This window comes from Bradyrhizobium sp. S3.7.6 (genome assembly GCF_054061875.1).
Genome location: NZ_JBSSEQ010000001.1, coordinates 6,105,949 through 6,129,690, shown reverse-complemented (window position 1 = coordinate 6,129,690; position 23,742 = coordinate 6,105,949). Strand labels below are relative to the sequence as shown.

Sequence of the window (23,742 nt, the reverse complement as noted above, 5' to 3'; positions counted from 1 at the left end):
CAAATGAACCTGCGGCCTGGATGCCGCCCCCGTACGCTCGAGCGCGTTTGCAGCCTTGCGTCCGGTTGCGCGATCCGGTCCGGCGGATCGCAGTCACGCCTGGAGGAAAGCATGCAGCCCGAACCGATCCTTGATCTTGCTCATCTCGGCCACATGGAGCTGCTGACGCCGAAGCCCGACGAGAGCCTGAAATTCTTCGTCGACGTCATGGGCATGACCGTCAGCGGGCAGAAGGGCGAGTCGGTTTACCTGCGCGGCTGGGACGATTATGAGCGCTATTCGCTCAAGCTGACGGCGTCGAAGACATCAGGCATGGAGCATATGGCGCTGCGCGCGCGCAGCCAGCAGGCGCTGGAGCGCCGCGTCGCCGCGCTGAAAGGCTCCGGCTTCGACATCGGCTGGATCGACGGCGACATGGGGCAGGGGCCGACCTTCCGCTGCCGCGACCCTGACGGCCATATCGTCGAGCTCTATTACGAGACCGAATGGTACCAGGCGCCGCCGGAGCTTAGACCCGCGCTGAAGAACCAGGCGCAACGCTTTCCCGCGCGCGGCGTCAATGTCCGCCGCCTCGATCACCTCAACTGCCTCGCCGTCGACATCAAGGCCAACCGCGAGTTCTTCGAAAACTATCTCGGCTGCCGCCTCACCGAGCAGATCGTGCTCAACGACGGGCGGGAAGCGGCGATGTGGCTGACGATGTCGAACAAGAGCTACGACTTCGCCTACTCGCTCGACCACTCCGGCACACCCGGCCGCTTCCACCATGTCACCTACGCGCTCGACAGCCGCGAGGAGATTTTGCGCGCCGCCGATATCTTCCTGGAGAACGGCGTGCACATCGAGACCGGCCCGCACAAGCACGCGATCCAGCAGACCTTCTTCCTTTATGTCTACGAGCCCGGCGGCAACCGCGTCGAGGTCGCCAATGCCGGCGCGCGCCTCATCCTCGCCCCCGACTGGAAGCCGATCGTGTGGACCGAGGAGGAGCGCAAGAAGGGCCAGGCGTGGGGATTGAAGACGATCGAGTCGTTCCACACCCACGGCACACCGCCGGTGGAGGCGAAGAAGCACGGCTAGAGCATGACCCGGACCCGAAGGGCCGCGTTAGCGCAAAGTGTGAAGCGGCTTTCCGATTAGGTCGTGCTCCATCAATGCGTTGAGGTGCGCACGCGCGCGATCGTCTCGCGGACGCCGGTCCAGGCCGGCTTGTCCGGCGCGAACTGCCGGCGCAGGAAGGTGACGAGCTCTTCGACTTGTGCGTCGCTCATGCTGTTCTTGAAGGCGGGCATGTAGCCGAGGTCGCTGGAGACGGGCTCGGTGACGCCGTGCAGGATCACCTGGACAAGATTGTCCGGCATTCTGCTGTGCAGATTGCTGTTGAGCGCGAGCGAGGGCCGGCTGCCGAACAGCGGCAGGCCGCCGACCTCGTGGCAGACGGCGCAGGCGCCCTGATAGAGCCGCGCTCCGGTGGAAGCGGCGGTCGCGACTTGCGTTGCGCCTTCGAGCTTCGCGGCGAGCGCATCCTGCGTCTGCGTATCGGTTGCGGGGTCGTTGAACGAGTTGAGGTAGATCGCCATCGCGCGGATGTCCTGGTCGGGTAGCGCCGTGAGATCCCTGACGATCGGCGCCATCGGACCGGCCGCCACGCCGTGATAACGCGACTGGCCGGTGCGCAAATAGGCGAAGAGTTCGTCTTCACTCCATGGAATCGGCGCATGCGAGAGCGAGGTCAGGGCCGGCGCTTCCCAGCCCTCGGCAAATCCACCCGCGAGATACGCATTGCGCTGCTCCGCGCCGAGCGCGTTGCGCGGCGAATGACACCCGGTGCAATGGCCGAGGCTCTCGACGAGATAGGCGCCGCGGTTCCACTGCTCGGATTTGGCGGGATCGGGCTTGAATTCGCTCGTCCTGTGGAACAGGGCATTCCAGCCCGCAAGCAGCGGGCGGAGGTTGAACGGGAAGGCGAGCGCATTCGCCGGCGCTGTGGCGCGAACCGAAGGCTGGGTCATCAGGTAGGCGTAGAGCGCCTGCATGTCGGCGTCGCTGGTCTTGGCGAAATGGGTGTAGGGGAAGGCGGGGTAGAGCTGCCGTCCGTCGCGGTGCAGCCCGTCGCGCATCGCGCGCTCGAAGGCGGGATAGGACCAGGCGCCGATGCCGGTCTCGACGTCAGGCGTGATGTTGGTTGAGTAGATCGTGCCGAACGGCGTCTGAAGTGCGCGGCCGCCGGCGTTGAGCACGCCATTGAGGCTGGTGTGGCACTCCGCGCAATTGCCGAGTGCTGCGAGTTGCTCTCCGCGCGCGATCGTCGCCGCGGAATAGACCGAGGCATCAGGCCGCGCGATCGGCGCGATGGCGCGTCCGGGCAAGAGGGCCGCGCCGACGCCGATCGCGGCGGTGCAGACGGCCGCGATCGTCGCGAAGATGCCGGCGCGCTTGGCGAACGGATTCTGCCAGATGCGTGACGGCGGCGGCGCAGCGGGCGCGGGCAGGGCTTGCGGCACGGGCGATGTTTCAGCGTGCAACCCCCTCAGGATACGCTCGGGCGTGAACGGCGGCTCGCGGAAGCGCACGCCGGTGGCATCGAAGATCGCGTTGGCGATCGCGGCTGCGCTCGGCACCGAGGCGGACTCGCCGACGCCGAGCGGCGGCTGGTCCTGACGCGGCAACATCAGCACGTCGATCTTGGGCACGTCGGGGAACGGGATGATCGGATAAGCGCCCCATTCGCGCGCCGCCACCGCGCCGCGCTCGAACGAAACCTCCTCCATCAGCGCGCGGCTGGTGGACTGGATGACGTTGCCGTGGATCTGGTGGCGCACGCCGTCCGGATTGATCATCAGGCCGGAGTCCTGCCCGGCGACGACGCGCGTGACGCTGACATCGCCGGTGGACTTGTTCACCGCAACGTCGGCAATCCAGGCCGACCACGCCGCACCATAGCCGGGAAACTTGCTGTGGACATAGAGCGCATAGGCAAAGCCGCGCCCGTGCACGATGTCGCCGTTTTTCTCTTCGCGGACAGGCCGGGGCGTCCAGCCCGCGCGCTCGGCCACCGCATTGACGAGATCGACGGCGCGCTGGTCCTTCAGGTAACGCAGGCGGTATTCGATCGGATCGACGCCGGCCTCGGTCGCGGCCTCGTCGATATAGGATTCATGCGCGAACGTGTTCGGCAGCGCCGAGACACCGCGAAACCAGGACGCGCGCACGATCGGCGCCATGTCGTGGGCGACGACGCGCATGTGGTCGTAGTCGTAAGGCGGAATCGCGGTGCGGTCGCCCATGTGGAGCACATCGGCCACCGGCGAGATTCGCCCCGTCAACAGCAGCGCCAATGTCGGCGCAGCGTTGGAAGGGTAGCGCGTGGCGAGGTCGTAGCCGGCGACGCCGCCGTCCGCGTCGAGCCCGCCATTGACGTCGATGAGCTGCGCCGTGCCCTTGGGCTCCCAGGCGTGCTCCTGCTCGCGCGTCAGCTGCACGCGCACGGGCCGGCCGACGGCGCGCGACAGCAGCAGCGCGTCCGCGGTGACGTCATCGGCGCAGTTGCGGCCGTAGCAGCCGGCGGCCTCCAGGCGGATCACCTCGATCTCGCTCTCGGGACGCTCGATCAGGAGCGCCAGATCGCTGCGCAGGACATGCGGGTTCTGCGTGCCGGACCAGACGCGGATGTCGCCGTCCTGGACATCGGCGACTGCGCAGGACGGCCCGATCGAGGCGTGCATCTGGTACGGCCACACATAAGTGCGCTGCATCGGCTTGGCCGCGCCCGATATCGCAGCATCGACATCGCCCTTGTCGATCAGCGTGCGCGGCGTCGATGGATGGGCGCGCAGCGCGGTCTCGACGTCGGCGAGATCGGTTAGATGAGGTGTCGGCTTCCAGCTCACCGCGAGCTGCTCCGCCGCGCGGATCGCGTTCTCCTCGCGCTCGGCGACCACGCCGACGAAATCGCCGATGCGCACGACGGCAATGATGCCGGGAATGTCGCGTACCGAGGCCTCATCCACCGCGATCAGGCTGGTGCCGACGAACGGCCCGGCATCGACGCCGGCATAGGGCGGACGCACCACCCGGCCGTGCAGCATACCGGGCACCCTAATGTCGTGCACGAAGGTCAACTCGCCCGTCGCCTTGGCGGGCAGGTCGACGCGGGGCGTCGACTGGCCCACGATGGCGTAGTCGCCAACGGACTTGAGTGCGACGTCGTCGGCAAGCTCGAGGCGAATGGTCTCGCCGCCGATCAGTTCGCCATAGCTGACGCTGCGGTTGTGCCCGCGCACGAGGCCGTCTTCGATCTTGAGGTCGCTGGCCGGCAGCTCCAGCCGCTCGGCTGCGCGCGCGATCAGAAAGTGCCGCGCTTGCGCGGCGGCCTTGCGCAGGGGGACGGCGGTGATCTGGATGGTCTCGCTCGCGATCGTCGCGCCCTGGTTTGGAACCACGGCGGTATCGCCGAGCACCACGACGACGCGCGCAAAGGACACATCCAGCTCTTCGGCGACGATCTGGCCGAGTGCGGTGCGGATCCCGGTGCCGAGATCGACATGGCCGTTATAGGCCGAGACCGATCCATCCGCGGTGATGCGGACGAAGGTTTCGGACGTGACTTCGTCCACGGTGCGGACGACGACGAGCGAACCGGATTGCCGCTCAGCTCCGTTCGAAAGAGGGGAGGCCATCAATCAACGGCCTCAGTGATCTGGCCGGATGCGCGCATCACCGCGCGCAGGATCTCGACATGGGTGCCGCAGCGGCAGAGATTGTAGCGCAGCGCCGCCAGCGCCTCCTGTTCGGTCGGCTGCGGGTTGATCGCGAGCAACGCCTTGGTGGTCATGATCATGCCGTTAAGGCAATAGCCGCATTGCGCGGCTTGCTCGTCGATGAAGGCCTGCTGCACCACATCCGGCTTGTCGTGCGTGCCGAGCCCTTCGAGCGTCAGGATGTCGCGGCCTGCACAGCCGCTCACGGGAATCACGCAGGAGCGCGCGGCGGCGCCGTCGATCAGGACAGTGCAGGTGCCGCATTCGCCCAAGCCGCAGCCATATTTCGGACCGTTGAGCGCGAGGTCGTTGCGCAGCACATAGAGCAGCGGTGTCTGCGGCGCTGCCGTGATCTCGTGGATCCTGCCGTTCACGGTGAGGCGGATCGGTGTCTGCGTCATCCTCGTTCCCAAGCCCGTGGCCAAGTGCTCATCAAAACCTACGTCGCGACGATACCGTTTGTACACAAACGTGCAAGCCGCGCATGCCGCACTGCAGCGCGACTGCCTTCTTTGTGGACAGAGCGGATAGGCAAATGGGGTTTTATGCGGCAGCCGCATCTTTTGCGCCGCACCGCCGCTTGACAGCCTTCGGGAGGGCGCGCAACATCGTTCGTATACGAATGATAACCGCAGTCGACTGGCTTTGGACATGGTGACTGAAACGACGAGCGCCGCCATCGACAAGATCCGTTGCGATGCCTGTCCGGTGATGTGCTACATCAAGCCGGGCGCGGCGGGCGCCTGCGACCGCTATGCCAACCACGACGGCAAGCTCGTCCGCGTCGACCCGCACGTGATCCTGGAACGCACCGTCTCGCATGGCGGGAAGCTCGTTCCGTTCAGCCGCACCGAAGACTGGGACGGCAAGATCGTCCACGAGCCCTCTACCTTTGTCACCGCGATCGGTGCGGGCACGACCTATCCCGACTACAAGCCGGCGCCCTTCATCGTCTCGTCCGAGATCGATGGCGTCGACATGGTGACTGTCGTCACCGAGGGCATCTTCTCCTATTGCGGCATCAAGGTGAAGATCGACACCGACCGCTATCTCGGCCCGGAAACCGCGACCGTTCGCGCGCAGGGCGAGGCGGTCGGCCACGTCACCACCAGCGAATACGGTTCGCAGATGCTGTCGCTCGGCGGCGTGCATCATCTCACCGGCGGCTCCAAGAAAGAGGGCCGCGTCACCTGCGATACGCTGATGGATCTCGCCAATTGCAAGGCGGTCGAGCTCACCATCGACGGCGGCGCAAGCGTGGTGGTGCAGGCCGGCCAGGCGCCGATCGTCAACGGCATGAAGGAAGAGCGCATGCGCGTCGGCTGCGGCTCGGCGACGATTGGCATGTTCGCCAAGCAATGGCACGGCAAGGTCGACGAGGTCGTCGTCGTCGACGACCACATCACCGGCGTGCTCTCGGAGCACCAGGCCGGCAAGCTGCTCGACATCGCCGACACCGGCATCAAGATGAAGGGCCGCCGCTCGACGCCGGGCCGCTATTTCCAGGTCGCCGATCCCGGCACGGGGTGGGGCGGCACCAACATTTCCGATCCGCTGGCGATTCTCGGGCCGTTCGACGCCAAGGAAGCCAAGCCTGGTCTCTCCATGCTGATGGTCTCCACGACCGGCGAGCACTCGTCTTACTATGTGCTCGACGAGGCCCTGAAGCCGGTCGAAACCGAGATGCCTGATGACCTGAAGTTCTCGGTCGAGCGCATCCAGGAGAATTGCGAGCCGGCGCTGTGCACGGTGTTGTTCATGGCGGGGGCCGGCGGCTCCTTGCGCGCCGGCGTCACCGACAATCCGGTGCGGCTGACGCGTTCGGTGAAGGACGCGCTGACGCGCGTCACCAGCGGCGGCGCGCCTGTTTATGTCTGGCCGGGCGGCGGCATCACCTACATGGTCGACGTGACACAGATGCCTTCAGGCGCGTTCGGCTATGTGCCGACCCCGGCGCTGGTCGCGCCGATCGAGTTCACGATGAAGCTGTCCGACTATGCCGCGCTCGGCGGGCACATGGATTATGTGAAGCCGCTGTCCGAGGTGCAGAGCGGTGACGACGTCCGCCAATTGCCCTGGCAGAATCCGATTCCAGGGCGCTGGGCATGACCAGGCTCCCGCAAATCGCATTGCTGTCTGGTGGCCGGCGGCTGCATTTGCAGGATGGACCGATTGATCTGATCGTGGAGGCGAGGGGGCGCGCTGACGCAGTGCGTGCGGCCTATGAGGCAGCGGCGCAGCATTTCACCGGACTGCTCGACGAACTCTGCGCGGAATTGCCGGAACTGCGGACGGCCGCTGAAAAGCAAACTTCGCTAAAAGGCGTGGTGGCGCGTCGGATGCACGCTGCTGTCGCACCCTATGCCGCCGATTGCTTCATTACGCCGATGGCCGCGGTTGCCGGCAGCGTTGCAGAGGAGATTCTTGGCGCCATGCTGGGCGCTGCGACGCTCGATCAGGCCTATGTCAACAATGGCGGCGATATCGCGCTGCATCTCGGCGAGGGCGAGCATTTTTCGGTCGGCCTGATGGATCGGCCTGATCGTGCCGGCGTGCTGCGCAAGATGAGGGTCTACTCAGGTGATCCCGTGCGCGGCATCGCGACCAGCGGGCGTCACGGCCGCAGCTTTTCGCTCGGCATTGCCGACGCGGTCACGGTGCTGGCTGCCACCGCATCGCAGGCCGATGCGGCCGCGACGGTCATCGCCAATGCCGTCGATCTGCCCGGGCATCCCGCCATCATCAGAAAGTCTGCGAACGAGCTTCAGCCCGACAGCGACCTCGGCGCGCGTCTCGTCACCCGCGATGTCGGTGAATTGTCGCAGAGCGAGATCGCGGCCGCGCTGGAATCTGGCGCGGAATGTGCACGGCAATTGTTCGATCGTGGATTGATCGAGGGTGCCGTGTTGCAGCTTTGTGGTGATATGCTTGTCATCGGAACCAGGGATATGGAAGAGCAACGAACGCGCCCGCGCATGCTGGAGAACGCGGTCTATGCCTGAACAGGGAAGCGAAACATGAGCGCGATCATCCGCAAGATCGTCACCGTCGTCGAAGAGACGCAGATGGAAATGGGCCGCCAGGTCTCGCCGCCGACGCGGCGCGCAGCGGCGATCGCCGTGATCGAAAATCCCTTTGCCGGCAAATATGTCGAGGATCTCTCGCCCCTGATCGCGATCGGCGAGGAGCTCGGCGAGCTCCTGGCGAAGCGCGCGGTGGCGGCGCTGGGCATCGATGGCGCGAAGGCGCAAAGCTACGGCAAGGCCGCGGCTGTCGGCGAGAACGGCGAGCTGGAGCATGCGGCGGCTATCCTGCATCCGAAGATGGGCGCTCCGGTGCGCAAGGTCCTGAGCAAGGGCGCGGCGCTGATCCCATCGTCGAAGAAGCGCAGCGGCCCGGGCACGACGCTGGACATTCCGCTCGGGCACAAGGACGCAGCCTTCGTGCGCAGCCATTTCGACGGCATGGAGGTGCAGATCAACGACGCGCCGCGCGCCAACGAGATCATGGTCGCGGTCGCCGTCACCGATAGCGGCCGTCCCTTGCCGCGCGTCGGCGGGCTGACGGTTGCGGAAGTGAAGGGTGAAGACGGTTTGAAATAGAGTTTGAACCGGGGAGGCGGGCATAGCTTCTCCGACAAGATCACGCTGAAGACGTAGAGAGTTCAAAACTGGAGGTTGGGATGCGAGCGAGAAACACTTTTGTGGGCGCGGCCTTCGCGCTGCTGGCGGGCGGCATGGCTCATTCGGCCGTGGCGCAGGAGATCAAGATCGGCGAGATCAACAGCTACTCGCTGTTGCCGGCGTTCACCGAGCCCTATCGCAAGGGCTGGCAGCTCGCAGTCGAACAGGTCAACGCGGCCGGCGGCATCAACGGCAAGAAGCTCGTCGTCGTCTCCAAGGACGACGGCGGCAAGCCGGCCGATGCGCAGACCGCTGCCAACGAGCTCGTCTCCAGCGAGGGTGTTGCGATGCTGACGGGTACGTTCCTGTCGAACATCGGCCTCGCCGTCAGCGACTTCGCCAACCAGAAGAAGGTGTTCTTCCTCGCGGCCGAGCCGCTGACGGATGCCATCACCTGGTCCAAGGGCAACAAGTACACCTTCCGTCTGCGCCCCTCCAACTACATGCAGGCGGCGATGCTGGTGGAAGCAGCCAGCAAGCTGCCGGCCAAGCGCTGGGCGACCATCGCGCCGAACTATGAATACGGCCAGTCCGCGGTCGCGGTGTTCAAGAAGCTGATGTCGGAGAAGCGCCCCGACATCCAGTGGGTCGACGAGCAGTGGCCGCCCCAGGGCAAGATCGACGCGGGTCCGGTGGTGCAGGCGGTTGCCGCGGCCAATCCCGAAGCGATCCTCAACGTCACCTTCGGCGCCGACCTCGTGAAGCTCGTGCGTGAAGGCAACACCCGCGGCCTGTTCAAGGGGCGCGAGGTCGTATCGTTCCTGACTGGCGAGCCCGAATATCTCGATCCGCTCAAGGACGAGACGCCGGAGGGTTGGATCGTGACCGGCTATCCCTGGTACTCGATCAAGACGCCCGAGCATGACGCGTTCCTGAAGGCCTACCAGGCCAAGTACAACGACTATCCGCGCCTGGGCTCGATCGTCGGTTACCAGACCATCAAGGCGGCCGCTGCGATCCTTGCGAAGGCCGGCTCGACCGATCCGGAGAAACTGATCGCCGCGGCGGAGGGGCTGTCGATGCCGTCGCCGTTCGGCGAGATCACCTTCCGCAAGATCGACCACCAGTCGACGCTCGGTGCCTATGTCGGCAAGACCGCGCTGAAGGACGGCAAGGGCGTGATGGTGGATTCTTCTTACAAGAAGGGCTCGGACTATCTGCCGAGCGACGCCGAAGTCGATAAGCTGCGTCCGAAGGACTGATGTGAAGAGGAACCGGGGCCTCGTGGTTCGAGACGCGCGGCGTTGCCGCGCTCCTCACCATGAGGGTCCCGGACCTCATCCTGAGGAGGCGCGTAGCGCCGTCTCGAAGGATGAAGCCCCATACTGAGACTTATTCTTAACCCGGACCGCCGATGGCCTTTTATGTCGTACAGTTTCTGACCGGTCTCGCCAGCGCAGCGTCGCTGTTCCTGGTGGCCTCGGGCCTGTCGATCATCTTCGGCGTGACGCGGATCGTGAATTTCGCGCATGGCGCCTTCTACATGATCGGCGCCTACATCGCCTTCACGCTGACGGAGCGGCTTTCGGGTGCGTTCGGCTTCTGGGGTGGGATCGTCGTCGCCGCGTTTGCCGTGGCCTTGATCGGCGTCATCGTCGAGATGGTGCTGCTGCGCCGCATCTATCACGCGCCCGAGCTGTTCCAGCTGCTTGCGACCTTCGGCCTGACCTTGATGGTCGAGGATCTCGTCGTGCTGATCTGGGGCCCCGACGATCTCGTCGGCCGCCGCGCGCCGGGCTTCAAGGGCGCCATCGATTTCTTCGGCCAGAACATCCCGAGCTACGATTTGTTCCTGATCGTGCTCAGCCCGGTCGTACTCGGCATTCTCTGGCTGCTGTTCCAGCGCACGCGCTGGGGCGTGCTGGTGCGCGCGGCGACGCAGGACCGCGACATGGTCGCAGCGCTTGGCGTCAACCAGAAATGGCTGTTCACATCCGTGTTTGCGGTCGGCGTCTTCCTCGCCGCACTCGGCGGCGCGCTCCAGATCCCGCGCGATGCCGTGCATCACGCCATGGATTTGCGGATCATCGTCGAGGTCTTCGTCGTCGTCGTGATCGGTGGCCTCGGCAGCATCGTCGGCGCCTTCGTTGCGGCGGTGCTGGTCTCCGAGCTCAACGCCTTCGGCATCCTGATCTTCCCGAAGATCTCCATCATCCTGGTCTTCCTGGTGATGGCGGTGGTGCTGATCGTCCGGCCCTGGGGTCTGTTCGGCAAGCCCGAGGCGCCCGCGCGCAAGACACCAGGCCTCACTGTTAATCCCTGGCGGCCGCTGACGTCGAACGAGCGGCTCGCGGCGCTTGCCGCGCTCGTCATCGCGGCGACGTTGCCGCTGTTCGCCGGCAATTATGTTCTCACAGTCGGTTCGGAGATTGCGATCTTCGTGATCTTCGCCGTCAGCCTGCATTTCCTGATGTCGGTCGGTGGGCTCGCGTCCTTCGGGCATGCCGCTTATTTCGGTCTCGGCGCCTACGGCGTCGCCTTCCTCGCCAAGATGGCCGGGCTGCCGATGGTCGTGTGCCTGCTGCTCGGGCCGCTGCTGGGCTGCATGGGCGCTGCCGTGTTCGGTTTCTTCGCGGTGCAGCTTTCCGGCGTCTATTTCGCGATGCTGACGCTTGCGTTTGCGCAGATCGTCTGGTCGATCGCGTTCCAGTGGGTGAGTGTAACGGGCGGCGACAACGGCATACTCGGCGTCTGGCCGTCAAGCTGGGCGGCGAGCCCGGGGCATTTCTATTGGTTGGCGCTCGGCGTTGCGGCACTCGTGACGGTCGCGCTTCGGGCCATGGTATTCTCGCCGTTCGGCTACGCACTCAGGGCCACGCGCGACTCGCCTCTGCGCAGCGAGGCGGTCGGCATCAATGCCAAGCGCATCCAGTGGACGGCGTTCGTGATCGCAGGCACGACCGCCGGCATCGGCGGCGCGCTGTTCGCCTACCTCAAGGGCAGCGTCTTCCCCGACAATCTCGGGATCTCGCTGTCGGTCGACGCGCTCGTCATGGTGCTGCTCGGCGGCGTCGAGACGGTGTCGGGTGCGGTGATCGGCGCCATCGTCTACAAGGCGCTCAACATCTGGCTGGTCAGCCAGACCGACCTGTCAAAGCTCGTGCTCGGCGGCTTCATCGTGCTGATCGTCGTCGTCTTCCCCAAGGGCATCGTCGGCACGCTGGAGATGCTGGCGCAGCGGCGCAGGAAGACATCGCCGCCGGGATCTCCCTTGCTTGCCAAGCCGATCGAGTCCGTCGAATGAGCGTCGCACCCCCACTTCTCGCGGTTGAAGGCCTGTCCAAATCCTATGGCGGCATCCACGCCGTGCGTGGCGTCTCGTTCTCGCTGCGATCAGGCGAAATTCTGGCGTTGATCGGCCCGAACGGCGCGGGCAAGAGCACCTGTTTCGACATGCTCAACGGCCAGAACAAGCCTGATACCGGCCATGTCCGCCTGCTGGGCGAGGAGACCACCGGCAAGAAGCCGCGCGAGATCTGGCGGCTCGGCGTCGGGCGCACTTTCCAGATCACCGCAACCTTCGCGACGATGACCGTGCGCGAGAACGTGCAGGTCGCGCTGATCTCGCATGGCAAGCAGCTGTTCAATCTCTTCGGCTCGGCGCCGAACTTCGACCGCGGCGAGGCCGGGCGGCTGCTCGAGCTCGTCGGCATGGGCGGCTACGCCGATCGTCCCTGCGGCGAGCTTGCCTATGGCGACCTCAAGCGGCTCGAGCTTGCGGTGGCGCTTGCCAACGAGCCCAAGCTGCTGCTGATGGACGAGCCAACCGCCGGCATGGCGCCGCGCGAGCGCGTCGACCTGATGCGGCTAACGGCGCAGATCGCGCGGGAAAAATCGATCGGCGTGCTCTTCACCGAGCACGACATGGACGTGGTGTTCGAGCATGCCGACCGCATTATCGTACTCAACCGCGGCACGCTGATCGCCGAAGGCTCGCCGGCCGAGGTGCGCGGCAATCCGCAGGTGCAGGCCGTCTATCTCGGCGAGGGCCTGCTTTACGATGCCGGGCATGGAGCCTCCGCATGAAGCTCACGGTGCAAGACCTCAACAGCCATTACGGCCCGGCGCATATCCTGTTCGACATCGGTTTCGAGGTCGGCGAGGGCGAGGTGGTGGCGTTGCTCGGCCGCAACGGCGCCGGCAAGTCGACGACCTTCCGCTCGATCGTAGGTCTGGTCGCGCAGCGAACCGGCCGTATCATGTTCGAGGGCAAGGATGTCTCGGCGCGCCCGACGCATGAAATCGTGCGCGACGGGCTCGGCTATGTGCCGGAGGAGCGGCGCATCTTCACCGATCTGACGGTGGAAGAAAATCTCGAAGTCGGCCGCCAGCCGAAGCGCCCGAACGCCCCGCACTGGACCCGCGAAAAACTGTTCGCGCTGTTTCCGAACCTGGGTGAGATGAAAAATCGTCCGGGCGGCCGCATGAGCGGCGGCGAGCAGCAGATGCTCACCATCGCGCGCACGCTGATGGGCAATCCCTCGCTGGTGCTGCTGGACGAGCCCTCGGAAGGGCTGTCGCCGAAGATCGTGGAGCAGATGGTCGATGCCATCCTGACCATGAAGAAGGAAGGCGTCAGCATCGTGGTGTCCGAGCAGAATTTGCACTTTGCGCGGCTGATCTCCGACCGCGCCTATATCATCGAGCGTGGCCGCATCTGCTTCGGCGGCACCATGGCCGAGCTCGACGCGCGTCCGGATGTCCGCGACGCGCATCTGTCGTTGTGAGGGGCGGGGAGCGGATGGCAAGAAGCGTTGCGGCGAAGAAAAGCGTCAAACCGGCAAAATCGTCTTACGTGCTCGACGAGCAGGTCGGCTTCATCCTGCGTCAGGTCTGGCAGCGCCACAGTTCGATCTTCTCGCGCGACATCGGCACCAATCTCACGCCGACGCAATGGGCGGCATTGTCGAAGCTGGCCGAGACTGGGCCATGCTCGCAGAACCAGCTCGGGCGGCTGACGGCGATGGATGTCGCGACCATCAAGGGCGTGATCGACCGCCTGACCGCACGAGGCCTGACCGAGACCAGCCAGGATCCCGAGGACGGACGGCGGCTTCTGGTCAGCCTGACGCGCGCCGGTCAGCAGCTTGCGGAGAAGGTCGCGCCGAGTGCGCTCGCGATCACCCGGGAAACGCTTGCGCCGCTCGACGCCAGGGAGCGCGAGATGCTGATGGCGCTGTTGAACAAGCTGCGGTGAGGACGGTCTCGTAGGGTGGGCAAAGCGAAGCGTGCCCACCGTTCTTCCTCAAGTCGCAAAGATGGTGGGCACGGCGCTTCGCGCCTTTTGCCCACCCTACGGCAGTTGAACAAGGGGCGGGAACTGGCGACTAACGTCGATGAAGGGTTTATCGAGGTTGTCGTCATGCGAGCAGTCACGCGATTTGCGATGGTTCTGAGTCTTACTTCCGCGTTGGCGAGCAGCTGCACTGCCGCCTTTGCCGCACAGCCCTACGAGGGCTTCTGGGCGTCAACCAAGAAGGATTGCCGTGATCAGGACAGCGCCAGCCGGATGAGCATCGAAGGCGGCAACCGCCTGTATTGGTACGAGACGCGCTGCCGCGCCGGCGAGATCACCGCAGACGGCAAGCAAAGCTGGAAGATGCGGCTTGCCTGCGAAGGCGAGGGCGAAAAGTTTCGCGCCAATCCCCGAGTCTCCGTTGCGGCGGATGGCCGGCTGGTGATCGAGAATGGCCCGGTCGGCCAGGCCAAGCGCCAGACCTACGTGCGCTGTGAGATCGCAAAGAAGCGCTGATTCCTTACGTCTTCCCCGGCCATTTGGCGCGGTAGCGGATTTCGCTGCCGTCGGCGAGCCGTCGCCACGTGCCGAACTCCGGCGTATGCGGCGCCCGGGCCGTCAGATCGATCGGATAGATCCGGCTCGGCTGGCCCTGGATGTTGACGGTGAGCTGCCGGTGCGAGGTCCTAAAGGCAAGCTCGACTTCGCCTGCGATGACGGGGTGGTCGCCATCACGACGGAAGCCGGCCGGACTTAGCTCGCCCGGCATGGTGTTGAGGTCGGTCTGCAATTCGATTGCAATGCCTTGCGGTGACGTCGGCACCGTTGCTCCGGCCGGAAAGCGAACCTCGAACACGAGCAGTGGATTGCTGGCGTTCGGATTGAGCCAGGGCGTGGCGGTCGTATATGCGTAGACGGCGTAAGTGACACCGGCGGCGAGGCAGAGCAGGACGACGACGCCGAGTGACTTCAGGCTGTTGCGTGCGAGGCCGCCGCTATTGTCGTCCTTGCGTGTCGCCAGCTTGGTGGCGAGCACCAGGCCGATCACTGCGCCGATGGGGGCGATGGCGAACAGGGCGACCAGCCCCGTCGTGATCGGGTCTGCACGATTGCCGAAGCCGGTCAGCTCGAGCAGCCCGATCATGGCGATGAAGCCTGCCGCCGCACCGGCGATGCCGGCGGCAATCCGCAGCGAACTTTTCATGTCTCCCTCGATGGTCCAGCAATGAACTGCCGCCGCCGAGGGCTGCCTGCGTTAGACGCAGCAGGCAGCAGACTTGTTCAATGCCTTGGAGGCGCGACGCGAAGCGGCGAGCTGCTCCGGCTGCGTCACTTCGCCACCACTTCCGGCACCCAGCCGGCCGGCGGGGTGTTGCGGCTGCGCTGGGTGCGCACGATGCCGTCGATGATGGTCATGCCGATGCCGGGGAGGTCGCCGAGCTGCACGCTCTCCAGGATGGTCTTGCCGGGCGAGTGCTGCGCCTTGTCCATGATGACGAAATCGGCCGAGCGGCCGACCTCGATCAGGCCGCAATCGAGCTGACGCATTCGCGCGGTGTTGCCGGTGGCAAGGCAGAACGCGATCTCGGCCGGGAGGTCACCGAGCGAGGATAGCATCGAGACCATGCGCAGAATGCCGAGCGGCTGCACGCCGGAGCCGGCCGGAGCGTCGGTGCCGAGGATGACGCGGTGCAGGTCGCCCATCTCGCGTGCGATGCGCAGCGTGAAAAGGGCCGAGCGCTCATTGCCGTTGTGAACGATCTCGAGGCCGCGCTTGCAGCCCTCGCAGATGCAGCGGATCTGGTCGTCGGGCAGCGCGGTGTGGCCGCCATTGATGTGGCCGACCACGTCGGTGTCGGCCTCCAGCACCACGTCCTTGTCGATCAGGCCGGAGCCGGGGATCGAAGGGCCGCCGGTGTGGATCGTGCTCTGGATGCCGTATTTGCGGGCCCAGCCGACCATCTTGCGTGCCGTCGGGCCGTCCTTGACGCCGCCGAGGCCGACCTCGCCGAGCAGCTTGACGCCGGCCGCGGCCAACTCCTTGAAATCCTCCTCGACCATCTCGCATTCGATCACCGGTGCGCCGGCGTGAACCTTCACGCCGCCCGGGCGCAGATTCCAGAATGCGCGCTGGGCGAAGATCGCCATCGCCTTCAGCCCGACGACGTCGCGCGGGCGGCCGGGCATGTGCACCTCGCCGGCGGAGATCATCGTGGTGACGCCGCCATGCAAATTGCTGTCGATCCAGCCGATCTGGTTCTGGCGCGGCGTCCAGTCGCCCGCCACAGGGTGGACATGGCTGTCGATCAGGCCGGGCGCGACCGTGGTGCCGTTGGCCTCGACGATGGTGGTCGCGCCTTCGGTGTTGAGGTCCTTGAAGCGGCCGATCGCAGTGATCTTGCCGTTCTCGGCGACGATGGTGTCGCCGTCCAGGATCGGCTTTTCCAGGGCGCCGGACAGGATCAGGCCGATATTCCGGATCACGAGCTTCGAGGGTCCGGTGGCCTGGGGGGCGTCATGCGCCATGGAAGGGGCTCCTTGTTCCTAACTGCAACGCTCGCGATCTTGGGCAGCCTTGACCCCGGGAGCAAGCAGGATTATTCATTAGTACACGAATGATCGTGTACAAACGACGCATAGCTGCCCGCCTCGGAACCGCATTGGAAGCGACAGGGAAGGTGAGATGAGCAATTTCAATCAGGAAAGCGTTTTGAGCGTCCACCACTGGACCGACACGCTGTTCTCTTTCAAGACCACCCGCAGCCCGACCTTCCGTTTCCGCAACGGCGAATTCACCATGATCGGGCTCAAGGTCGGCGAGAAGCCGCTGTTGCGGGCCTACAGCGTCGCCAGCGCCAATTACGAGGACACGCTTGAGTTCTTCTCGATCAAGGTGCCGGACGGTCCGCTGACCTCGCGCCTCCAGCATCTGAAGGAAGGCGACGAGATCATCGTCAGCCGCAAGGCCACCGGCACGCTGGTGATCGACAATCTCGAAGAGGGCCGCAACCTCTACCTCATCGGCACCGGCACGGGCCTCGCGCCGTTCCTGAGCGTGATCAAGGACCCCGAGACCTATGAGCGGTTCGAGAAGGTCGTGCTGCTGCACGGCTGCCGGCACGTGAAGGAGCTCGCCTATGGCGAGATGATCACCGAGACGCTGCCAAAGGACGAACTGATCGGCGAGTACATCCGCGATCAGCTGATCTACTATCCGACCGTGACCCGCGATCCCTTCCGCAACCGCGGCCGCATCACCGACCTCATCACGTCCGGCAAGCTGTTCGCCGATATCGGCCTGCCGCCGCTGGAAGCCGCCCATGACCGGGTCATGATCTGCGGCAGCCCGGCACTGGTCGCTGACACCCGCGTGCTCCTGGGCGAGCGCGGCCTCATTGAGGGCAATCACGGCGAGCCGGCCCAATTCGTGGTCGAAAAGGCCTTTGCCGAGCGCTGATCGCGGATTTTTCGCGCAATAAGACCGTATTTTCGCCGTTTGGCGGGCGTTGCGGCGCCGATTCCGCGCGCGATACACTGTGGGAACGAATCAGCGGAGTTCCCACATGGTTGCGGACAGCGACAGCAACATCGCCTGGCACCGGGTTCAGTTGAAGAAGAACCGCGCCGAGTTGAAGGCGCTCGAGACCGCGCGCTTCACGATGGGCGAGATCGCGTCTTCGAAGCGGGACGGGCAGACCCAGAAGGCGATCGCGGAATTCAAGCGCAAGATCGCGCAGTCCGAGCGCGTGATCGCCGATCACGACAAGCGCACGCGCCGCCCCCTCGGCACCGATCTGCAAAGCCTCGCCAACGGTAGCTGGAGCCATTGGGACGCCTACACCAATCAGCAGCGCAAGACCGGTCAGCGCTCGCCGGGGCGCGGATAGGCTCTCTTCTTTTCGCGCGGTTCCGGCCCTTGCGCGTCGCCTCGTACACACCATCTGGTTGAGGCGCCACCAACCAATACGGTGATCCCATGACACCGCGCCTCGATTTCACCAGCGAGGCCTTTTTCCGCGATCCGTCCAAGGCGATCGCGGCGCTGCGCGCGTCCGGCCCCGTGATCGCGTCGCGATTTCCTCTGGTCGGCGATGTCTGGGTCACCACGACCCATGACGCCACGGCGCAGGTCCTGAAGGACGGCACCACCTTCACGCTGCGCAAGGGGGACGGCAAAGTCGCTGGCCTGCGCTGGTGGATGCCAAAACTGGTCACCACCATCGCCAACAACATGCTGACGATGGACGAGCCTGATCACACGAGGCTGCGCAGCATCGTGGACGAGGCTTTTCGCCGCCGCGCGATCGTGGCGATGGAGCCACGCATTCGCGCCATCGCCGACGGCTTGGCGAACGACCTGTTTGCCGATGGCAGCCCCGCCGACCTCGTCCAGCGTTACGCCCGCATCCTGCCGGTGTCGGTGATCTGCGAATTGCTGGGCCTGCCTGCGGCCGATCGCCCGCGATTCATCGCCTGGGCCAACAAGATGTCGTCGCTGACGAATGTCGTCAGCTTCTTCCGCCTGCTGCTCGCGTTTCGCAAGATGCGCGCCTATCTCGAACGGCAGTTGCAGGTCGCACGGGTGCAGGGCGGCGAGGGCCTGATTGCCGAGCTGGTTCAGGTCGAGCGTGAGGGCGGCCAGATCACGCCGGACGAAATGGTGTCGATGGTGTTCCTGCTGCTCGCGGCAGGATCGGAGACCACGACGCATCTGATCAGCGGCTCGGTCTATGAGCTCCTCAGAAATCCGGGCTTGCGTGATTGGCTGGAGGAAGACCGGAGCCGCGTCGGGCTCGCCGTCGAGGAGTTTTTGCGCTTCGTGTCACCGGTGCAGTTTTCCAAGCCGCGCTATGTGCGGCGGGATATCGAGCTTGCGGGCGTGCCGCTGAAACAGGGCGATCGCGTCATGGTCATGCTCGCCGCGGCGAACATGGATCCGGCGGTGCATGACCAGCCCGAGCGGCCCGACCTCACGCGCAAGCCGAACCGCCACATCTCATTCGGAACGGGAATTCACTTCTGTCTCGGCCATCAGCTCGCACGGATCGAGGCGGCCTGCGCGCTGGAGGCGCTGTTTGCGCGATGGCCGAAGCTCGGTCTCGCCGTCGATCCCGCGCAGATTCACTGGCGCAAGCGGCCGGGCATGCGTGCCATCGCGGAGTTGCCGGTCGTCGCGGTGGACAGTCAGCCCGTCGATTTCCGTGACGCCACGACATCGCGCTCCCAGCCGAACACGGAGCGGCCGTCGAGATCGGGCGAGGCTTCACGCTCTCCGGCGATGTAGGCCTCGACCGACGGACCGCTGGCAGTCCGCTCCAGCCGCCGCGCCTGGTCGTCGAGGCGCCTGATCGCCTGCATCTCCTCTTCGCGTCCGAGCTTGGCGTTCTGGATCGCGCCCTTCAGCACGCGGATGGTTTCGTCATAGACCTTGATCGGGACGGGGTAGGGATGCCGGTCCTTGCCGCCATGGGCGAGCGAGAAGCGCGCGGGATCGTTGAAGCGATAGGGCGCGCCATGCACGACCTCGGCGACCATCGCCAGCGAGCGCACGGTGCGCGCGCCGACGCCGGGCGTCAGCAGCAATTCCGGAAAATCGACCGGGCCGCGTTCGGCCGCGGCGGCCAGCGTGCCGTGCAGGCGGCGTGCGAACACGTCCTTGGGCCTGACATCATGATGCGCGGGCATGATCAGATGCGGCAGCATCGCCTGCGCCGGCGCGGGCGCCGTCCCAACGAGGCGTTCGAATTCTGCGAGGATGCGATCGGGGCCGAGACCGCTCAACAGTTCGAGCTGCGCGGCGCGCGAGACATCGGCGCGGTGATCGGTGAGATTGACGATCTCGCCCTGCTGCGGTCCGTCGATCGCGCTATGCGGCGTGTCGACAAAACTCTTCAAGGCCTCGGAATGCCAGTGATAGCGGCGGGCCTGCCGCTTGTCGCCGTTCATGCCCTGCTGCACCACAGTCCATTTGGCGTCTGCAGTGACGAAGAAGCCATGCAAGTACAGATCAAAACCGTCCTGGACCGCGGCGCTGTCGACCTTGGCGACCAGGCGACTGGCCCGCGTGAGGCTCGCACCGTCGAAGCCGACGCGATCGCCGAGCTGCAACAGCTCGTCAGGCGTCTTGCGCGAATGCTGGCCGCGGCCGCCGCAGACATAGATGCCGAGCTCGTCCTGGAGCGGGCCGAGCCCGCGCTTCAGGGCGCCGATCACGGAGGTGGTTATGCCGGAGGAGTGCCAGTCCATCCCCATCACGGCACCGAACGACTGGAACCAGAACGGATGCGACAGCCGCTGGAGGAAGGCGTCGCGTCCATAATGATGCACGATCGCCTGCGTGACGATTGCGCCCAGCGACGACATGCGGCTCGCAAGCCATGGCGGAACCCGCCCGGTGTGGAGAGGAAGATCGGCGCTGCCGGTTCGGCGAGTCATGATCGACGCAAGTTAGCGCAGTTCGGCGACGGTTGCATCGAGGGAATACTGTATTGGGCAGGGCGGGAGGACACCTCACCCAAGTCCGCGAGCTACTCGCGCGCCGCCTTGGACGCGCCGCGCAGGCCCGCCTGCTGCTGGATCGTGTCCAGCACGCCGGATGACTGCTCGTCCGCGACGAAGCGGTTGAGCAGGGGAAGGGCGTCCTCGCGCCCCTTGGGGATCGCGATGGCCATATGCTCGGCGCCCCAATTGCCGTCGAGGATTTTCGCGCCCGGCATCTGGTCGGACATCTCGAACAGCGTCGGTTTGTTGGTCGCGTAGAGGTCGATCTCGCCGCGGCCGAACATGGCAATGGCGACCTTGACGCTTTCCGCGGGAACGATGGTCGCACTCCTGAACTTCGCCGGCAATGTGCGTTCCGAGGTCGAGCCCTTGGTGACGCCGATCTTCACGCCCGGCCTGTCGATGTCCTCGATCCTGCCGATCGGCGAGTTCGCCGGGACGAGATAGCCGAGCTCGATCGCCAGCACGGGCTGGCTGAAGCTGACCTCGTTGGCGCGGGCCGGCGTGGCGTTGGTCACGGTGAAATCGACCTGGCCGTCATGGATCGCGGTGACTATGTCGGCGACGCGCTGAAACCTGACATAGTCGATGCCAACGCCGAGCCTTTTGGCCAGTTCGCCGCCGAGATCGTAGGCGAGGCCATGCGGCTGGCCGGCCGCATCCGTCACCATCGAGGTCGGGCTGCCCGGATAGATGCCGACACGCAAGCTGCCGCTCGGCGCCAGCAGTTTTGCTTCGCCATCGGCGCGCGCGGGCGCGCCGAGCAGGCCGGTCATTGCAAATGCGAGCAGGGCGGTGCGCGCAAATCGCCGGGAAGAGGTCCTCATGTGACGAGCCTCACTGCGCGCGGATGTCGGCGGCCTTCAGCACCGGCTCCCATTTGGTCGCCTCGGCGTGCATGTAGGCGTCAAAGTCCTTGGCGGAGGAGCCGACCGGCGCCGCGCCGATCTTGCCCAGCGTCGACAGCACGTTCGGGTCCTGCAGCGCCGCCTTCAGATCGGTCTCCAGCTTCGCCACGATCTCCGGCGGCATCTTGGCAGGCCCAAGAACGCCCCACCAGACCGAGACGTCGTAGCCGGGGACGCCTGATTCCGCGACGGTCGGAACATTCGGCAGCGCCTTGGAGCGTTCGGCCGAGGTCACCGCGAGCGCGCGCACCGGGCCGCCTTCGAGCTGGCCGATCGCTTCCGCCAGCGGATTGATGCTGAGGGGGATCTCGCCAGCGATCACGGCGGTCAGCGCCGGTGCGCCGCCTTTGTAGGGGATCGCGACGATCTTGCTGCCGGACATGTATTTGAGCAGCTCGCCGGCGAGATGCGCGGAGGTGCCGTTGCCGGACATGCCATAGGAGAGCTTGTCCGGCTCCTTCTTTGCGGCGGCGAGGAGATCGCCGAGCGTCTTGTAGGGGCTGTCCTTGGCGACGACGATCGCGAGCGGCGAGGAGGCGACTTCGGTGATCGCGGTGAAATCCCTGAACGTGTCGTAGGGCACGCTCGGATAGATGAACTGGTTGAGCGGATGGCCGCTCGCGACCAGGATCAGCGTGTAGCCGTCGGGGGCGGCCTGCGTCAGCGCCTGCGAGGCGACGATGCCGCCGGCGCCCGGACGGTTGTCGATCACCGGCTGCTGGCCCCAGGTCTTCGCCAGCGCCTGGCCGAGCGTACGCGCGAGCACGTCGACGGCGCCGCCCGCCGCATAGGGCACAAGGATATGGACCGGCTTGCTCGGGTAATTGTCGGCGGCCTGCGCGGCGCCGCCCAGCAGCAGACCGGCACCCAGCATCAAACCGCCGATTGTCTTGTTCAAACCCAGCATTTTCCAGCACTCCTTGCGGGCTTTCGCATCCTGCCTCGGTGTTCCGAGCCGTCCGGACGCCGCCCATGGTTCTTGTTGACGAGACCTGATCTTTTGTACGATAGTACAAATCACATGGTACGCAAGCCCACCAGCAAGGAAACGGCCCGCAAGCCGAACATGCGCGAGGCGATCCTCGCCGCGGCCGAGGAGCTGTTCGCCACCAACGGCTTCAATGCCGTCTCGGTGCGCGACATCGCGCAGGCCGCCGGCGCCAATCCCGGCAGTGTGACCTATCATTTCAAGACCAAGGACGGTCTGCTGCTGGAGATCTACCAGCGCCATTGCGGGCCGATGAATTTGCGCCGTTCCGAGCTGCTCGCCGCAGCCAAGCGCGTGCGCGACCTCCAGGACCGGCTGGAGGCGATCGTGCGCGCCTATGTGGTGCCGGCCTTCACCTCGGGCAGCGATCTCGCCGGGGGCGGGGCGCGCTTCACGCGGCTGCGCGCCGTGATGTCCGCCGAAGGCAACGAGGTCGTGCGAAAAATCATCGCGCAGACCTTTGACGACACCAGCCATGCCTTCATCGACGCAGTCCACGAGAGCCTGCCGCATATTCCGCGCACCGACATCGTCTGGCGCAGCCACTTCCTGCTCGGCGCACTCTATTACTCGCTGGTGACGCCGGATCGCGTCTCGCGCCTGTCGCGCGGCGAGGCCGACGGCAGCGATGCCGCCAGCGCCATCGAGCAATTGGTGCAGGCCACCGTCGCCGCCTTCCAGGCGCCGGCGCTCGATCAGGCCGCGCCGGTACGGCGGCGGCCGGTCGTCAGCAGCAAGGCTTGAAAGAAGCGATCTCGCTCGGCGGTTCAAGTGATGACGATGATGTACACGCCGACCATTCCGCCGCCCGATCCGAATACTCGCACGCCGAAGTTCGAGCTGCCAAAGCTGTCCTGCGATGCGCATTGCCACATCTTCGGCCCCGGCGCGACATATCCGTATGCACCTGACCGTTCCTACACGCCGCCGGATGCGCCGCTCGAGGATTTTCGTGCGCTGCATGCCAAGCTCGGCGTCGAGCGGGCCGTCATCGTCAATGCCAGCGTGCACGGCACCGACAACACGGTCGCGCTCGATGCGATCGCGCAGAGCAATGGCGCCTATCGCGCGGTTGCCAATATCGACGACACCATCACCGAGCGTGGCCTCCAGGTGCTGCACGAGGGCGGCTTCCGCGGTTGCCGCTTCAATTTCGTGCGCCATCTCGGCGGCGTCCCCGACAAGGGCGTGTTCAACCGCGTCATCGCGATGGTCGCGCCGCTCGGCTGGCACATCGATCTGCATTTCGATGCGATCGATCTGCCCGAATATGCCGACATGCTGGCAAAGCTGCCACTGAGCTACACCATCGACCATATGGGACGGGTGAGGGCGTCCGAGGGGCTCGACCAGCTTCCGTTCAGGATTCTGATCGAGCTGATGCAGCGCGACGAGAAATGCTGGGTCAAGATCTGCGGCTCGGAGCGGGTGTCCTCGGCCGGACCGCCGTTCACGGACGCGGTGCCGTTCGCGCGCAAGATCGTCGAGACCGCGCCCGACCGCGTCATCTGGGGCACCGACTGGCCGCATCCCAACGTCAAGGTGATGCCGAATGACGGCGACCTCGTTGACCTGATCCCGCTGTTCGCGCCGGAGACGGAATTCCAGCAGAAGATCCTCGTCGATAATCCCGCGCGTCTGTTCGAGTTCGACACATGACGGTGCT

22 protein-coding genes are annotated in these 23,742 nt (G+C 65.5%); 15 read left to right on the top strand and 7 right to left on the bottom strand.

Translation table 11 applies throughout. From position 1 onward, the window contains the following. Positions 1–111 precede the first annotated feature (111 nt). Positions 112–1,080: a catechol 2,3-dioxygenase gene (locus tag ACVJ5M_RS30300; RefSeq protein WP_038955078.1), complete on the top strand. Its 969-nt coding sequence runs from the start codon at positions 112–114 to the stop codon at positions 1,078–1,080. A 71-nt stretch (positions 1,081–1,151) separates the two neighbouring features. Here ACVJ5M_RS30300 and ACVJ5M_RS30295 read toward each other — a convergent pair whose 3' ends face one another. Together ACVJ5M_RS30295 and ACVJ5M_RS30290 are read right to left on the bottom strand one after the other, a co-directional pair. Next, complete coding sequence (locus ACVJ5M_RS30295; RefSeq protein WP_456679555.1) at positions 1,152–4,679, bottom strand: molybdopterin cofactor-binding domain-containing protein; 3,528 nt, start codon at positions 4,677–4,679, stop codon at positions 1,152–1,154. Beyond that, positions 4,679–5,161 (bottom strand): (2Fe-2S)-binding protein, encoded by a 483-nt coding sequence (locus tag ACVJ5M_RS30290; RefSeq protein ID WP_063983956.1) that lies wholly within the window; start codon positions 5,159–5,161, stop codon positions 4,679–4,681. The genes ACVJ5M_RS30295 and ACVJ5M_RS30290 overlap by 1 nt, the downstream gene beginning before the upstream one ends. Positions 5,162–5,411: 250 nt before the next feature. On the opposite strand from ACVJ5M_RS30290, the gene ACVJ5M_RS30285 reads away from it, so the two are divergent. The 9 genes from ACVJ5M_RS30285 to ACVJ5M_RS30245 all read left to right on the top strand — a co-directional run bounded on the left by ACVJ5M_RS30285 (position 5,412) and on the right by ACVJ5M_RS30245 (position 14,195). Further along, on the top strand, positions 5,412–6,869 hold the full coding sequence (locus ACVJ5M_RS30285; RefSeq protein ID WP_187387735.1) for a 6-hydroxynicotinate reductase: 1,458 nt from the start codon (positions 5,412–5,414) through the stop codon (positions 6,867–6,869). Continuing rightward, entirely contained in the window at positions 6,866–7,762 is an 897-nt protein-coding gene (locus ACVJ5M_RS30280; RefSeq protein WP_063983955.1) for a UPF0280 family protein, read from the top strand. Before ACVJ5M_RS30285 ends, ACVJ5M_RS30280 begins: the two co-directional genes overlap by 4 nt. A gap of 15 nt (positions 7,763–7,777) precedes the next feature. Continuing rightward, entirely contained in the window at positions 7,778–8,362 is a 585-nt protein-coding gene (locus ACVJ5M_RS30275; protein ID WP_063983954.1) for an amino acid synthesis family protein, read from the top strand. A gap of 80 nt (positions 8,363–8,442) precedes the next feature. Next, positions 8,443–9,645 (top strand): ABC transporter substrate-binding protein, encoded by a 1,203-nt coding sequence (locus ACVJ5M_RS30270; protein WP_063983953.1) that lies wholly within the window; start codon positions 8,443–8,445, stop codon positions 9,643–9,645. Positions 9,646–9,797: 152 nt separating this feature from the next. Beyond that, positions 9,798–11,687 (top strand): ABC transporter permease, encoded by a 1,890-nt coding sequence (locus ACVJ5M_RS30265; RefSeq protein ID WP_231144589.1) that lies wholly within the window; start codon positions 9,798–9,800, stop codon positions 11,685–11,687. Continuing rightward, positions 11,684–12,469: an ABC transporter ATP-binding protein gene (locus ACVJ5M_RS30260; protein ID WP_063983951.1), complete on the top strand. Its 786-nt coding sequence runs from the start codon at positions 11,684–11,686 to the stop codon at positions 12,467–12,469. The genes ACVJ5M_RS30265 and ACVJ5M_RS30260 overlap by 4 nt, the downstream gene beginning before the upstream one ends. Next, entirely contained in the window at positions 12,466–13,170 is a 705-nt protein-coding gene (locus ACVJ5M_RS30255) for an ABC transporter ATP-binding protein (protein ID WP_063983950.1), read from the top strand. The genes ACVJ5M_RS30260 and ACVJ5M_RS30255 overlap by 4 nt, the downstream gene beginning before the upstream one ends. Before the next feature lie 14 nt (positions 13,171–13,184). Continuing rightward, the gene (locus tag ACVJ5M_RS30250; RefSeq protein WP_063983949.1) at positions 13,185–13,640 is read left to right on the top strand and encodes a MarR family winged helix-turn-helix transcriptional regulator; all 456 of its coding nucleotides are present in this window, start codon (positions 13,185–13,187) and stop codon (positions 13,638–13,640) included. 165 nt (positions 13,641–13,805) lie between these two features. Further along, positions 13,806–14,195 (top strand): hypothetical protein, encoded by a 390-nt coding sequence (locus tag ACVJ5M_RS30245; RefSeq protein ID WP_063983948.1) that lies wholly within the window; start codon positions 13,806–13,808, stop codon positions 14,193–14,195. Positions 14,196–14,199: 4 nt separating this feature from the next. Here ACVJ5M_RS30245 and ACVJ5M_RS30240 read toward each other — a convergent pair whose 3' ends face one another. Together ACVJ5M_RS30240 and ACVJ5M_RS30235 are read right to left on the bottom strand one after the other, a co-directional pair. Then, positions 14,200–14,883 carry a hypothetical protein gene (locus ACVJ5M_RS30240; protein ID WP_063983947.1) on the bottom strand — a complete coding sequence of 228 codons (684 nt, stop codon included), beginning with the start codon at positions 14,881–14,883 and terminating at the stop codon, positions 14,200–14,202. 125 nt (positions 14,884–15,008) lie between these two features. Next, positions 15,009–16,205 carry an amidohydrolase family protein gene (locus ACVJ5M_RS30235; protein WP_456679554.1) on the bottom strand — a complete coding sequence of 399 codons (1,197 nt, stop codon included), beginning with the start codon at positions 16,203–16,205 and terminating at the stop codon, positions 15,009–15,011. Between the two features lie 157 nt (positions 16,206–16,362). Between ACVJ5M_RS30235 and ACVJ5M_RS30230 the strand changes: the two genes are divergently transcribed. The 3 genes from ACVJ5M_RS30230 (at position 16,363) to ACVJ5M_RS30220 (ending at position 18,963) form a co-directional block, all read left to right on the top strand. Further along, positions 16,363–17,136, top strand: coding sequence for a ferredoxin--NADP reductase (locus tag ACVJ5M_RS30230; RefSeq protein WP_063983946.1), 774 nt, complete (start codon positions 16,363–16,365; stop codon positions 17,134–17,136). A 106-nt stretch (positions 17,137–17,242) separates the two neighbouring features. Further along, positions 17,243–17,566, top strand: coding sequence for a hypothetical protein (locus ACVJ5M_RS30225; protein ID WP_063983945.1), 324 nt, complete (start codon positions 17,243–17,245; stop codon positions 17,564–17,566). A gap of 89 nt (positions 17,567–17,655) precedes the next feature. Beyond that, positions 17,656–18,963, top strand: coding sequence for a cytochrome P450 family protein (locus ACVJ5M_RS30220; protein WP_063983944.1), 1,308 nt, complete (start codon positions 17,656–17,658; stop codon positions 18,961–18,963). Here ACVJ5M_RS30220 and ACVJ5M_RS30215 read toward each other — a convergent pair. The 3 genes from ACVJ5M_RS30215 to ACVJ5M_RS30205 all read right to left on the bottom strand — a co-directional run bounded on the left by ACVJ5M_RS30215 (position 18,864) and on the right by ACVJ5M_RS30205 (position 21,995). Beyond that, positions 18,864–20,114, bottom strand: a complete 1,251-nt coding sequence (locus ACVJ5M_RS30215) for a DUF763 domain-containing protein (RefSeq protein WP_063983943.1) — start codon at positions 20,112–20,114, stop codon at positions 18,864–18,866. The two genes, ACVJ5M_RS30220 and ACVJ5M_RS30215, sit on opposite strands and share 100 nt — an antisense overlap. A gap of 92 nt (positions 20,115–20,206) precedes the next feature. Then, complete coding sequence (locus tag ACVJ5M_RS30210) at positions 20,207–21,007, bottom strand: ABC transporter substrate-binding protein (protein ID WP_063983942.1); 801 nt, start codon at positions 21,005–21,007, stop codon at positions 20,207–20,209. A 10-nt stretch (positions 21,008–21,017) separates the two neighbouring features. Further along, complete coding sequence (locus tag ACVJ5M_RS30205; RefSeq protein ID WP_063983941.1) at positions 21,018–21,995, bottom strand: tripartite tricarboxylate transporter substrate binding protein; 978 nt, start codon at positions 21,993–21,995, stop codon at positions 21,018–21,020. 114 nt (positions 21,996–22,109) lie between these two features. On the opposite strand from ACVJ5M_RS30205, the gene ACVJ5M_RS30200 reads away from it, so the two are divergent. Next, entirely contained in the window at positions 22,110–22,820 is a 711-nt protein-coding gene (locus ACVJ5M_RS30200; RefSeq protein WP_063983940.1) for a TetR/AcrR family transcriptional regulator, read from the top strand. A gap of 30 nt (positions 22,821–22,850) precedes the next feature. Beyond that, positions 22,851–23,735: an amidohydrolase family protein gene (locus ACVJ5M_RS30195; protein WP_063983939.1), complete on the top strand. Its 885-nt coding sequence runs from the start codon at positions 22,851–22,853 to the stop codon at positions 23,733–23,735. Positions 23,736–23,742: the final 7 nt, after the last annotated feature.